Source organism: Helicobacter pylori, assembly GCF_016755635.1.
Taxonomy (GTDB): domain Bacteria; phylum Campylobacterota; class Campylobacteria; order Campylobacterales; family Helicobacteraceae; genus Helicobacter; species Helicobacter pylori_CQ.
On record NZ_CP051500.1, the window covers coordinates 942,189 to 956,410 of the forward strand.

The 14,222-nt window shown below is 40.6% G+C and carries 7 protein-coding genes and 2 pseudogenes; 8 read left to right on the top strand and 1 reads right to left on the bottom strand.

Annotated elements, in window-relative coordinates; genetic code table 11:
• Window position 1: 1 nt before the first annotated feature.
• Window positions 2–1,553, bottom strand: a pseudogene (gene pta / locus HG567_RS04400) (phosphate acetyltransferase).
• Window positions 1,554–1,770: 217 nt separating this feature from the next.
• Here pta and fliK point away from each other — a divergent pair.
• The 8 genes and pseudogenes from fliK (at window position 1,771) to alpB (ending at window position 13,966) form a co-directional block, all read left to right on the top strand.
• Window positions 1,771–3,315, top strand: a complete 1,545-nt coding sequence (gene fliK, locus HG567_RS04405; RefSeq protein ID WP_202163677.1) for a flagellar hook-length control protein FliK — start codon at window positions 1,771–1,773, stop codon at window positions 3,313–3,315.
• Window positions 3,316–3,365: 50 nt separating this feature from the next.
• Entirely contained in the window at window positions 3,366–4,361 is a 996-nt protein-coding gene (flgD, locus tag HG567_RS04410; RefSeq protein WP_202163678.1) for a flagellar hook assembly protein FlgD, read from the top strand.
• Window positions 4,358–6,174, top strand: a pseudogene (locus tag HG567_RS04415) (flagellar hook protein FlgE). Before flgD ends, HG567_RS04415 begins: the two are co-directional and overlap by 4 nt.
• 51 nt (window positions 6,175–6,225) lie before the next feature.
• Complete coding sequence (locus HG567_RS04420) at window positions 6,226–6,807, top strand: restriction endonuclease (RefSeq protein WP_202163679.1); 582 nt, start codon at window positions 6,226–6,228, stop codon at window positions 6,805–6,807.
• A 9-nt stretch (window positions 6,808–6,816) separates the two neighbouring features.
• Window positions 6,817–7,962: an Eco57I restriction-modification methylase domain-containing protein gene (locus tag HG567_RS04425; protein WP_202163680.1), complete on the top strand. Its 1,146-nt coding sequence runs from the start codon at window positions 6,817–6,819 to the stop codon at window positions 7,960–7,962.
• 8 nt (window positions 7,963–7,970) lie between these two features.
• Window positions 7,971–9,998, top strand: coding sequence for an ATP-dependent helicase (locus HG567_RS04430; RefSeq protein ID WP_202163681.1), 2,028 nt, complete (start codon window positions 7,971–7,973; stop codon window positions 9,996–9,998).
• 820 nt (window positions 9,999–10,818) lie between these two features.
• Window positions 10,819–12,372 carry a Hop family adhesin AlpA gene (alpA, locus tag HG567_RS04435; RefSeq protein ID WP_202163682.1) on the top strand — a complete coding sequence of 518 codons (1,554 nt, stop codon included), beginning with the start codon at window positions 10,819–10,821 and terminating at the stop codon, window positions 12,370–12,372.
• A gap of 19 nt (window positions 12,373–12,391) precedes the next feature.
• Complete coding sequence (gene alpB, locus HG567_RS04440; RefSeq protein ID WP_202163683.1) at window positions 12,392–13,966, top strand: Hop family adhesin AlpB; 1,575 nt, start codon at window positions 12,392–12,394, stop codon at window positions 13,964–13,966.
• Window positions 13,967–14,222 lie beyond the last annotated feature (256 nt).

A 14,222-nucleotide genomic window follows, 5' to 3' on the forward strand; every position in this document is an offset into this window, starting at 1 on the left:
ATTAATCTTGCGCTTGAAGGGCGCTAATCAAAACGGTGTTAATAATATCTTCCACTAAAGCGCCCCTACTCAAATCGTTAATGGGTTTATTCAAACCTTGCAAGATGGGCCCTATCGCCACGGCTTTAGCGCTCCGTTGCACCGCTTTATAAGCGATGTTTCCGGCGTTTAAATCCGGGAAAATAAAAACGCTAGCTTGCCCGGCCACTTGGCTGTTAGGCCTTTTTTTCTTGGCTACGCTTTTATCTATGGAAGCGTCAAATTGTAAAGGGCCATCAATTTCTAATTGGGGATCTAATTTTTGCGCGATTGTTAGGGCTTCGTTGATTTTGTCTATCATTTCGCCTTGAGCGGAATCGCCTGTCGCATAAGAAAGCAAGGCCACTTTAGGCACGATATTGAATTGTTTGGCGCTCTGCGCGGAAGTGGTAGCGATCTCAGCTAATTCTTTAGGGCTAGGGTTAGGGATAATTGCACAATCCCCAAAAACTAACACTTGAGTGTCCAAACACATTAAAAACACGCTTGAAACCAAGCTCACGCCAGGCTTAGTCTTAATGATTTGTAAAGCGGGTCTAATGGTCTCAGCTGTGATTGACCCCAGAAACCATGGCATGTGCGTAGCCCAAATGCACGAGCATGGTCGCAAAATAAGTCTTATCCAACACCAATTGCTTAGCTTCTTGCTCACTCAAGCCCTTTGATTTTCGCAATTCATACAAATTGTTAGCGAATTCTTCTTTATAATGAGAAGTGTTGGGATCAATGATTTCCACATTTTCTAAATTCAAGTTCAAATTTTTCGCTTGGGAATTAATAACTTCTTTATCGCCTAGTAAAATCAATCCTACCGCGCCCATGGCGTTCAAACGATGCGCGGCTTTTAAAATCCTTTCATCTTCGCTCTCTGGTAAAACCACTTTTTTAATCTGTTTTTTAGCCTTTTTTTCCAAACCCATTTGAAAGGCTAAAGGGGTGGTGATCTTGCTTTTTGTTTGCAACACGCTTTCTATCAGATCCGCTTCTAATTCGCATCGTTGCTTGCAAAAAGACGCACTTAAAAAATCCGGTTTTTCAAGCATTTCGCCCGCAAATAACCCTACAGCGAAAGGGGCTTCTTTGTTGAGAATATGAGAGTGCATGGCTTTCAAATATTCTAAACTCGTTTGCGCAACAGCCACAACAGGAGCGTTTAAATGCTTGGCTAAAGTGGTGTTTAAATCTAAAAGAGCGTTTAAGAAAAACTTCGGTGCATACCCTAAATTAATGACAAAGTCATGCGTGGTTTGTAATGCATCATAGCGTTTGAGAATCGTTTCAAAGAGTAACTCTTCTTGAGCAACGCTCGCAAGCTCTAAAGCCTTTTGTTGGTCTATGGCGCTATGAAACTCTAAAGAATTCAAGCCATCGCGCTCCAAAAAGCCCTCACACCCCCCATCAATGGGCGAAAACAATGCGATTTTTTGATAGCGCGGCTTTAGCGCTTTCAAAAGGCTCTTGCAAGCAACCCCTAAAACTTCTGTATCCTCTGGGTAAATCCACAAACCTTGCATGCCAAACTCCGTAAATTATCGTTTTTCGTTTAATTGTAGCAAAATTTAATTAAACCCAAACGAAACCATGATTTTGTAAAATGCTTTTGGCATTTTTTACCACACATAAAATAGCTTAACGCTAGTCAAGCGGTAGCTGATTAAAAAACAGAGTTAGGGAACTCTTTTTGCTTAACTCCCACCATGTAAAATAAAAGAGTTGTTTTAAAGGATAATCATGCCATCTCCTATTAATCCCATTCACACCAACGCAAGCGCCAACGCTTTAAATAGCGGAGCGAAAAACGAAGTTAAAGACACCAAAAACGCCCCTAAAGGCGCATCAAAGGATTTCAGTAAGATCTTAAACCAAAAGATCTCTAAAGACAAAACCACCCCTAAAGAAAATCCTTTAAAAGCCACGCCCAAAGACACTAAAGAGGACGCTAAAGAGCTTGAAAAAACCCCCACCCCACACCACCAACATGCTCAAAATCTCACTAAAGACCAACAAGCCCCTACCCTAAAAGATTGGCTCAACCACAAAAAAACAACAGCCCCACATGAGACTCAACATGAAACCCATGAGGCTAATGAAACTAACCCCAAAACCCCTAACGAAACTTTAAACAAGAATGAAAAAAAGTCTAATGGAGTTACTTCTAACGCTCATCAAACAAACTTGCCTAATAAAAACCCACTAACCCCCACTAACCACGCTAATAACGCTATCAAAACCCCCACAGCCCCAACCCATAACGCTAAAGATCCAAAAACCCTTAAAGACATCCAAACGCTCAGCCAAAAACATGACTTAAACGCTAGCAACATTCAAGCAACAACAACTCCAGAAAATAAAACCCCCTTAAATGCAAGCGATCATCTTGCTTTAAAAACAACGCAAACGCCCACTAACCACACCCTTGCAAAGAACGACGCTAAAAACACCGCCAACCTTTCTAGCGTTTTGCAATCCTTAGAAAAAAAAGAATCGCGCAATAAAGAGCACGCAACCCCCCCTAGTAACGAAAAAAAAACGCCCCCTTTAAGGGAAGCTTTACCAATGAACGCCATTAAAAGGGATAAAACGCTTTCTAAAAAAAAGCCAGAAAAAACCCCTACTAAAACCCAAACTACAGCCCCAAGCCCAGAAAATGCCCCTAAAATCCCTCTTAAAACGCCCCCTTTAATGCCTTTAATAGGAGCTAACCCCCCTAATGATAACGCTCCAACGCTATTAGAAAAAGAAGAAAAAACTAAAGAAGTGAGCGAAAATAAAGAAAAAACTAAAGAATCCACTAACAGCGCTCAAAGCGCACAAAACGCCCAAGCTAGCGATAAGGCAAGCGAGAATAAAAACGCTGCCCCTAAAGAGACGATCAAGCATTTCACCCAACAATTAAAGCAAGAAATCCAAGAATACAAACCCCCCATGAGCAGGATCTCTATGGATCTATTCCCTAAGGAATTGGGCAAGGTTGAAGTGATTATTCAAAAAGTGGGTAAAAACCTTAAAGTGAGCGTGATTTCTCACAACAACAGCTTGCAAACCTTTTTGGATAACCAACAGGATCTTAAAAACAGCCTGAACGCTTTAGGCTTTGAAGGGGTGGATTTGAGCTTTTCACAAGATTCTTCCAAAGAGCAACCTAAAGAGCAACTAAGAGAGCTATTCAAAGAGCAGGAATCAACCCCCCTAAAAGAAAACGCCTTAAAAAGCTACCAAGAGAATACGGACCATGAAAACAAAGAAACGAGCATGCAAATCACTCTTTATGCGTGATTTTAAGCAAGTTTGCTCTATAATAAGACATCTTTAATAAGGAAGAGATCATGGCCATTGATTTAGCAGAAGTTACAGGAGCTAAAGCCGCACAAGAAAGGAAAAAAGAGCAGCCCACCATCGCTAACGGGTTGGATAAAAACGCTTTCATGAAACTCTTTTTAGAGCAATTGAAAAATCAAGACCCCACCGCTCCTATGGAAACGGATAAAATCATCACCCAAACCGCGCAACTCACGCAAGTGGAAATGCAAGAAGAAAACAAAAAGACCATGCAAGAAGTCGCTAGTGCCATGAAATCCAATAAAGAAACTAACGAATCTTTAAAAGACTTTCAAGGCGCTTTAAAAGACACCATGGAAAACCTTAACAAGGGCATGGACGATAGCCTGAAGGCTAATAACGCTTTAAGGGAAGTAAGTGCGCTTAACTCTGTGAGCATGATAGGCAAAATCGCTGAAACCGATGTGAGCGGGGCGAATTTTGATGGCAATAACAAGCTTTCTTTTTCGCTCTTTTTTGATGAAAAAATTGACGCTTCTAAAGGAGTGCCAGCGATTCAAATCTTAAATGAAAACAATGAATTAGTCAAAACGATTCCTTTAAAAGATTATAACGGGCAAAAGGGGTATATCAATTTTGAATGGGACGGCACAAACGAAAAGGGCGAAAAAGTCCCTAAAGGCAATTACAAAATCAAGGCTGAATACAATTTAGACTCTCACAGCAAGCAGTATTTGCAAACTCGTATTGGTAGGGGCGAAGTGGAAAGCGTGGTTTTTGATAAAGGCAAGCCCATGCTAAGAATGGGCGAAATGATTTTACCCATAGACAGCGCGATAGAGTTTTATAAGCCGGATCAAAAGCCGCTTGATCAAAAACCGCTTGATCAAAAACCGCTTGATCAAAAACCGCTTGAACAAAAACCGCTTGAACAAAAACCGCTTGAACAAAAACCGCTTGAACAAAAACCGCTTGAACAAAAACCGCTTGATCAAAAGCCACTTGATCAAAAGCCTCAAACCCTCCCTAAAGAGACAGCATGAACGACACCTTATTAAACGCTTATAGCGGGATTAAGACCCACCAGTTTGGCATTGACAGCCTTTCAAACAATATCGCCAATGTCAATACTTTAGGCTATCGCTCCAACGATCCGGAGTTTAAGACTTTATTTTCTTCGCATTTAGACGCTTTGAACGCCAAATCCGTTGTGGCTAATGACCGAAATTATGGCGTTACAGGCTCAGGCAATGTCCTTTCTAATAAAGACGGGGAATACATGCCAAGCGAGGGGGAATTCCACATGGCGTATCAAGGCAAGGGCTGGTTTGTGATAGGGCCCAATAAAAATGGGGAAATAACCATTAATAAAGACGGCTTTAGCAAAAAACAGGATAATTTTCTCACGCGTGCCGGTAATTTCGCACGAGACGCTGACGGCTATTTAGTAACCCCTGAGGGCTATTATGTCTATGGCATTGATTTGAAAAAAATCAAAGACGGCACGCTCAATTCCACCGCTAGAGATGAAGACATTGAAAAATTGCATGGCAACACCCTTTCGCCCTTACAAATCCCCCAAGATTTGACTTACCAGCCCGTGCTTAGCACGAAAGTGGGTATTAGCGTGAATTTAAACCCTAAAGACCATTTAAAAGGCGTGCAAGATTTTTTCTTAAACGATAAGGGCGAGATCATTAAAGAGCGTTTTTTAAACCAGGACATTAACGCTTTGGCGAATGACGATAACGAGCCCATAGACGCGATCACTAATCGTAAATTGAATGTGAGTATCCAAAAAGAGAATGGCAAAAAAGAGGATTTTGTTTTCACTTATGGGGACGCTGAAAAAGGCGAAAACCAGTTCAAAACTTTAGGCGATTTGCAAAAACTCCTTAAAGAAAAAACCGGGTTAGACTTAAACCTCATCAAAAGCGAAAAAGACGCCAAAAGCCCCCCCTATTATTAGAGATCGCTAATCCTAGCCAAACGCCTATCACATTCAGCTTGAGTGGGGGCATTGCGGATAAATTGGGCTTGAAAGCGGACGGAATGGAATTAAAAAAAGGCATCAGCAGGGATTCAGTAGCGATTAAAATCCCTTATTACAGCACAGAAGTGGATATTTATGATAAAGCCGGGGATAAATACTTGCTCCAAAGCGAATATTACATGACCAATTCCAACGATCCCACATCAAGCCCCACGAGTAAAAGGAAAAACCAAACTTGGGAAGTGAAAAGCTATATTGTGGATCCCAAAAACAAAACCCCTATCAATGATCCCACTTGGGAAATTGTCGGCTTTGATTCAGCCACGCACAAAATGAAATCCGCCCCCATGACTTTGGATTTTAAAGGCAATAAGCTCACCTATTCTTTGGATAAGAGCGAAAACCATGATTCTAGCGATTTGTCTTATCAAGACTCTAAACTCTTAGAAGCGAGTCAAGACGGCAAGCCTAGGGGCATTTTTAGAGACATGCGCATTGAAGAAAATGGCGTGATTTCTCTAGCCTTTAGTAACGGGGTGGTAGAGCCGGTCGCTCGCATCGGTATTTTGGCTTTCACTAACGATCAAGGCCTAAGGAAAATCGGCGGTAACCTCTATGAAATGCAAGAAGGCACCATTAATGGCGAAAACAGACCCCTAAGCGGTAACCCCATTTTAGGGTGGGACGAAGAGGGCAAGCTCAAGTTTGGGAAAATCAGGCATAAATATTTAGAAACGAGCAATGTGAATGCCGGGAACGCCCTAACCAATCTCATTTTAATGCAAAGAGGCTATTCTATGAACGCTAGAGCCTTTGGTGCGGGCGATGACATGATTAAAGAAGCCATTAGCTTGAAAAAATAAGGGGCTAAAATAAGGAGTGTGGTAGAATACCCTTTTTAATAAGGATATTTAATGATACCCACACAGCTTAATGAGATTGCAGAATTTTTAAAAATAAACCCCTATAATTTGTCTCAACCCTTACAGGATGGACGCTTAAATTCATCTGTCAATGAAGAAGAAATTTTAAATATCATTAAGGATTATTTTCCTATCCAACTGCCAAAAGCCAGAGAGTGGTGGGATTTTAGTTTTGAAGAAAATAAGATTTTTTATCCTGTTAATATTAAAACCACCACCACAAAAACCGCTGACAATCTTAATGGTAAATTAGGGATTTATTACGCGTTGTGCGGCTTATTGCCGGAGTTTAATAACGAAATCGCATGGGAAAAATACTTTCAAAAACTGCATAAAGACTTAGGCAAAAACACCGATAGGGACTATTATTTTTTAATTATCAACAAAAACGATCCTAAAGATATTTTTATCAATTCCTTAAAAGGCATTCAAACTCTTCAGCCCAATAACTTGCCCTTTCAATGCAAGTGGGATAACAACAGAGAAATCGTTCAAAGAGACTTTGATGGAAGTAAAAATTTCATCTTAAGCGCTTTAGCTAAAAGTGTAACTCTAAGGGCTAATATTTATTAAGAGAAGTTTTTGGAGAATTTTTTGAATAATTTAGACATTAAAACCTTAGGGCAGGTTTTCACCCCTAAAAAGATAGTGGATTTCATGCTCACTCTCAAACAAAATCATGGGAGTGTTTTAGAGCCAAGCGCGGGCGATGGGAGTTTTTTAAAGTGCTTTAAAAAGGCTGTAGGGATTGAAATCGATCCTAAAATCTGCCCTAAAAATGCCCTTTGCATGGACTTTTTTGACTACCCTTTAGAAAATCAATTTGACACCATTATCGGTAACCCGCCCTATGTCAAACACAAGGATATTGCACCAAGCACAAAAGAAAAACTCCATTACAGCCTTTTTGATGAAAGGAGTAATCTATACTTGTTTTTCATAGAAAAAGCGATCAAGCATTTAAAACCTAAAGGCGAATTGATTTTCATCACCCCAAGGGATTTTTTAAAATCCACTTCTAGCGTGAAATTAAACGAATGGATTTACCAAGAAGGCACGATAACGCATTTTTTTGAACTGGGCGATCAAAAGATTTTCCCAAACGCCATGCCTAATTGCGTGATTTTTCGTTTTTGTAAAGGCAATTTCAGTAGAATCACCAACGATTGTTTGCAATTCGTGTGCAAAAAAGGCATTTTATATTTCCTCAACCAATCTTACACGCAAAAATTAAGCGAGGTTTTTAAGGTTAAAGTGGGGGCAGTGAGCGGGTGCGATAAGATTTTTAAAAATGAAAAATACGGGAATTTAGAATTTGTCACCTCAATCACGAAAAGAACCAATGTTTTAGAAAAAATGGTTTTTGTCAATAAGCCTAATGATTATTTACTCCAGCATAAAGATAGCTTGATGCAAAGAAAGATCAAAAAATTCAATGAAGCCAACTGGTTTGAATGGGGTAGAATGCATCACATATCCCCTAAAAAACGCATTTATGTCAACACCAAAACGCGCCAAAAAAACCCTTTTTTCATCCACCAATGCCCTAATTATGACGGCTCTATTTTAGCGCTATTCCCTTATAACCAAAACTTGGATTTACAAAGCCTCTGCGATAAACTCAACGCTATCAACTGGCAAGAATTGGGCTTTGTGTGCGGCGGGCGTTTTTTGTTTTCGCAGCGCTCTTTAGAAAACGCCCTTTTGCCTAAAGACTTTTTAAACTAGGATAAAACTTGCTAGAAACCTTACAATTAAACCCTGAGCAACGAAAAGCGGCTTCGGCTTTGCAAGGGCATAATTTAATCATTGCGAGCGCTGGCACGGGAAAAACTTCTACCATTGTGGGGCGCATTTTACACCTGCTAGATAACGGCATCAAGCCTGAAGAAATCTTGCTTTTGACTTTCACCAATAAAGCGAGTAATGAAATGATCGCTAGGGTGGCTAAATATTCCAAGTTAAGCTCCAAAATTGAAGCGGGCACTTTCCATGCGGTGGCGTATCGCTACTTAAAAGAGCATTACCCAAACTTAAGCCTGAAACAACCTAAGGAACTGAGAAAGCTTTTAGAAAGCATTGTGGACACTAAAAACGCCATAGATGACGATAAAAAGCCCTACACTTCGCAGCATTTATACGCCCTCTATTCTCTTTACACTAACGCTCTAAAACAAGAAGATTTTAGCGCTTGGCTTTCTCATAAAAACCCTGAACACACGCCATACGCCGCCCTTTATGAAAACATTTTAGAAGAGTTTGAAAACACTAAAAAAAAGCATGATTATATTGACTATAACGACTTACTGCTGCTGTTTAAAAAGGCGATGCTAGAAAGACCCAGCCCCTATAAAGAAGTGCTTTGCGATGAATTTCAAGACACTAACCCCTTACAAGAATCCATTTTAGACGCCATCAACCCCCCTAGTTTGTTTTGCGTGGGCGATTACGATCAGAGCATTTACGCTTTTAATGGGGCGGATATTTCTATCATTTCTAATTTCACTCAAAAATACAAAAACGCCCAGGTTTTCACGCTCACCAAAAACTACCGCTCTTCTAAAGAGATTTTAGATCTCGCTAATCAAGTGATACAGCATAACGAGCGCATTTACCCTAAAAATTTAGAAGTGGTGAAATCAGGGAAATTCAATAAACCCACGCTTTTAAATTACAACGACAATATCGCGCAATGCCAAGACATCGCTAAACGCATTGTGATGCGGAAGGATTTTAAAGAAGTGGCGGTGATTTTTAGGAATAACGCCAGTGCGGATCAATTAGAAGCCGCTTTAAGAGCCCACAATGTGCCAAGCAAAAGAAAAGGGAGCGCGAGCTTTTTTGAATCCAAAGAAGTGGCGTTAGCGTTAGATATTTGCGCGCTACTATTTAACCCTAAAGACATTATGGCAGCGATTCACATTTTAAGCTATATCAGCGATATTGGCTCTAACACCGCTAAAGACATTCATGAAGCCTTGATGCTTTTAGGCAATGGCGATCTCAAACTAGCCCTAACCCACCCAAGCAAAGAAGCTAAAATTTACACCAAGAAAAAAGAAATCACCTCCATGGGGCTTTTTGAAGAAATTTTTGCCCTAGAAAACAGCTCAAGGTTTAATAGCGTGATGGATAAGGCGTTTCATTCGCACCCGGTGTTGATGCATTCTAAAATCTCACTCAATGGGGCTAAAATGCTCAGCGATTTTTTCATTCTTTATACCAAAGCCCCTATTCATTCCCCTAGCGCTTTAATCAAACACATTCTAGAAAGCGCGTTTTTTCAAACCTTTAAAACACGCCTTTTAAAAGAGCGATCCAAAAATAAGGACGGCTCTTATAACGAATTTAAAAAACTCCAAGCACAAAAACGCTTCAATGAAAAAATGGACTTGCTGAGTTCTTTAGCGAAAAATTACCAAAATTTAGGGCGTTTTTTAAACGGCACTTTAATAGGCTCAAATGAAGCCACGCAAGGCTGTGGCGTGAATCTGTTGAGCGTGCATGCTTCTAAAGGCTTAGAATTTAAAGATGTTTATATTATAGATTTAATGGAGGGCCGTTTCCCTAACCATAAGCTCATGAATACCGGTGGAGGTATTGAAGAAGAGCGGCGGCTTTTTTATGTCGCTATCACAAGGGCTAAGGAAAATTTATGGCTTTCTTATGCGAAAAACGAATTGAGAGAAAACGCCAAACCTAAAGAGCATAAGCCTTCGGTGTTTTTGTATGAAGCGGGGCTTTTGAAACCCGATTTAAAATAAAATTGGTTTTTGTATTGTTTGTTTAAGCAAAAGATGATATGATTATAGCGATAGTTAAGCCCCTAAGAGCTAGGAACTCTTAAGAGCTTGTTTTTAATAAAGTGGCAGTGTTAAGATAACCACTAAAACTATCGCTACAAAAATGAATTTCATGGTAGTGCCTCCTAACGGAGTGCCACCCACTGCAATCTCCCAACCCATTAGATCAGAAACTACTAATTGCTCCAAATTCGCTTAACACTAGAATTACTACCATGTCATATCATTGGAGTATTATAATGGGATTTTTATGAGATGTAAGAAGAATACAAAAAAACGCTAGTAAGATTTTAACTCTAGCTTGTGCTAGAGCCAAAATTTTAGTATAATGGTGTCGCTAGGACCATTAAAACTATGATTGCTAATAGTAATTTCATAGTTGGTTATCTCCTTTCGGGGTAACCACCCACTATCACCCCAAACCCTAACATGCTCCAAATTTTCACAACAAAAGAGATAACTTAAAATGACTATTTGCGTTGGCGTGATTATAGTTTAAAAACCTAAAAATGCCAAAAAGCGTTTTTAAAACCCCAAAAATTTAAGGCTAATCCCCCCATGAAATCTTGTTTTTTTTTTTTTGTAAAAAGCGCTCCAATTGTTGTAACTTTATTGCTTTATAAGGGGTCTTTAAGGGGATTTTTAAGGTTAGTTTAATTTTTCTTATGTGAAAATACTGTCAATTACATCTAACAATTTGTATTACTAAGCATTATTTACTGATGTAACTTAAATCCCAAATTTAACTCAATCAAGGAGCATCCCATTGATAAGGAAAATCATGATGAAGAAAAATAGAACGCTGTTTCTTAGTCTAGCCCTTTGCGCTAGCATAAGTTATGCCGAAGATGATGGAGGGTTTTTCACCGTCGGTTATCAGCTTGGGCAAGTCATGCAAGATGTCCAAAACCCAGGCGGCACTAAAAGAGACGAACTCGCAAGAGAGCTTAACGCTGATACAACGAACAACATTTTAAACAACAACACCGGAGGCAATGTCGCAGGGGCGTTGAGTAACGCTTTCTCCCAATACCTTTATTCGCTTTTAGGGGCGTATCCAGAGAAACTCAATGGTAACGATGTGTCTGCGAACGCTCTTTTAGGGGGTGCGGTAGGCAGTGGGACTTGCGCGGCTGCAGGGACGGCTGGTGGCAATTCTCTTAACACTCAAAGCGCTTGCACCGCTGCGGGCTATTACTGGCTCCCAAGCCTTTCTGATAGGGTTTTAAGCACGATCGGCAGCCAGACTAACTACGGCACGAACACCAATTTCCCCAACATGCAACAACAGCTCACCTACTTGAATGCGGCGAATGTGTTTTTTAATGCGATGAATAAAGCTTTAGAGACCAAAAATGGAACTAGTGGAGCTGGTAGTGCGACTGGTCAAAATGGTCAAACTTACTCTGCACCAGCTATTGCTTACCTTCAAGGCCAACAAAATATTCTCAATAACGCAGCTAACTTGCTCAAGCAAGATGAATTGCTTTTAGAAGCTTTCAACTCTGCCGTAGCCGCTAACATTGGGAATAAAGAATTCAATTCAGCCGTTTTTACAGGTTTGGTGCAAGGCATTATTGATCAATCTCAATCGGTCTATAACGAACTCAGTAAAAACCCCATTAGCGGGAGCGCGTTTAATAGCGCTACAGATGGCAAACTAACTAACCAAGCTAACGCTGTGCAAGGGCGCGCTAATCAGCTCTCTAACGCTCTTTATAACGCGCAAGTAACTTTGGATAAAATCAATGCGCTCAACAATCAGGTTAGAAACATGCCTTACTTGCCCCAATTCAGGGCCGGGAACAGCCGTGCGACGAATATTTTAAACGGGTTTTACACTAAAGTGGGCTATAAGCAATTCTTTGGGAAGAAAAGGAATATCGGTTTGCGCTATTATGGTTTCTTTTCTTATAACGGAGCGAGCGTGGGCTTTAGATCCACTCAAAATAATGTAGGGCTATACACTTATGGGGTGGGGACTGATGTGTTGTATAACATCTTTAGTCGCTCCTATCAAAACCGCTCTGTGGATATGGGCTTTTTTAGCGGTATCCAATTAGCCGGTGAGACCGTCCAATCCACGCTCAGAGATGACCCCAATGTGAAATTGCATGGGAAAGTCAATAACACGCACTTCCAGTTCCTCTTTGACTTCGGTATGCGGATGAACTTCGGTAAGTTGGACGGGAAATCCAACCGCCACAACCAGCACACGGTGGAATTTGGCGTAGTGGTGCCTACGATTTATAACACTTATTACAAATCAGCAGGGACTACCGTGAAGTATTTCCGTCCTTATAGCGTTTATTGGTCTTATGGGTATTCATTCTAAGAAAGGGGGGATCAGACAAATGAAACAAAATTTAAAGCCATTCAAAATGATTAAGGAAAATTTAATGACACAATCTCAAAAAGTAAGATTCTTAGCCCCTTTAAGCCTAGCGTTGAGCTTGAGCTTCAATCAAGTGGGCGCTGAAGAAGATGGGGGCTTTATGACCTTTGGGTATGAATTAGGTCAGGTAGTCCAACAAGTGAAAAACCCGGGTAAAATCAAAGCCGAAGAATTAGCTGGCTTGTTAAACTCTACCACGACAAACAACACCAATATCAATATTGCAGGCACAGGAGGCAATGTCGCCGGGACTTTAGGCAACCTCTTTATGAACCAATTAGGCAACTTGATTGATTTGTATCCTACTTTGAATACTAATAGTATTCATCAATGTGGTAGCACTAATGGCGCTACTACTGCTGCTGCTACTAGTAATTCTGCTTGTTTCCAAGGTAACCTGGCTCTTTATAACGAAATGGTTAGCTCTATCAAAACTTTGAGTCAAGACCTCAAAAACAATATCTTTCAAGGCAACAACAACACCACGAGCGCTAATCTCTCCAACCAACTCAGTAATCTTAACACCGCTAGCGTTTATTTGGCTTACATGAACTCGTTCTTAAACGCCAATAACCAAGCGGGTGGGATTTTTCAAAACAACACTAATCAAGCTTATGGAGATGGTGTTACCGCTCAACAAATCGCTTATGTCCTAAAGCAAGCTTCAATCACTATGGGGCCAAGCGGTAATAGCGGGGCTGCCGGTGCGTTTTTGGACGCCGCTTTAGCGCAACATGTTTTCAACTCTGCTAACGCTGGGAATGATTTGAGCGCTAAGGAATTCACTAGCTTGGTGCAAAATATCGTCAATACTTCTCAAAACGCTTTAACGCTAGCCAACAACGCTAACATCAGCAATTCAACAGGCTATCAAGTGAGCTATGGCGGGAATATTGATCAAGCGCGCTCTACCCAACTATTAAACAACACCACAAACACTTTGGCTAAAGTTAGCGCTTTGAATAACGAGCTTAAAGCTAACCCATGGCTTGGGAATTTCGCTGCCGGTAACAGCTCTCAAGTGAATGCGTTTAACGGGTTTATCACTAAAATCGGTTATAAGCAATTCTTTGGAGAAAACAAGAATGTGGGCTTACGCTACTACGGCTTCTTCAGCTATAACGGCGCGGGCGTGGGTAATGGCCCTACTTACAATCAAGTCAATTTGCTCACTTATGGGGTGGGGACTGATGTGCTTTACAATGTGTTTAGCCGCTCTTTTGGTAGCCGAAGTCTTAATGCGGGCTTCTTTGGGGGGATCCAACTCGCAGGGGATACTTACATCAGCACGCTAAGAAATAGCCCTCAGCTTGCGAGCAGACCTACAGCGACAAAATTCCAATTCTTGTTTGACTTAGGCTTACGCATGAACTTTGGTATCTTGAAAAAAGACCTAAAAAGCCATAACCAGCATTCTATAGAAATCGGTGTGCAAATCCCTACGATTTACAACACTTATTATAAAGCTGGCGGCGCTGAAGTGAAATACTTCCGCCCTTATAGCGTGTATTGGGTCTATGGCTACGCCTTCTAAAAAAGCTCAAGGCCTTTTATAGGCTTTGATTGAACCCTTTAACCCCAACCTTAAAAAACAACATAAAATCCCTATCAAATGTTATCAAATAATGGGATTGACCCCCTAATAACGCTTGATTAAAAGCTAGCATTCACAAAAAGCTTAACTCTCAAGGCTTATTGAGATTTTAAAACGCTTGATTAAAAACTTTTAAAAAGCTTTAGCGCTTCAAAATTTTTATACTTAGAAAAACAACCCAAAATCTTTATCAAAT

Bases quoted from the DNA above. Each gene is read 5' to 3' on its own strand.
- fliK (WP_202163677.1), top strand. From the start codon at position 1,771: ATGCCATCTCCTATTAATCCCATTCACACCAACGCAAGCGCCAACGCT.
- flgD (WP_202163678.1), top strand. From the start codon at position 3,366: ATGGCCATTGATTTAGCAGAAGTTACAGGAGCTAAAGCCGCACAAGAA.
- HG567_RS04420 (WP_202163679.1), top strand. From the start codon at position 6,226: ATGATACCCACACAGCTTAATGAGATTGCAGAATTTTTAAAAATAAAC.
- alpA (WP_202163682.1), top strand. From the start codon at position 10,819: ATGATGAAGAAAAATAGAACGCTGTTTCTTAGTCTAGCCCTTTGCGCT.
- alpB (WP_202163683.1), top strand. From the start codon at position 12,392: ATGAAACAAAATTTAAAGCCATTCAAAATGATTAAGGAAAATTTAATG.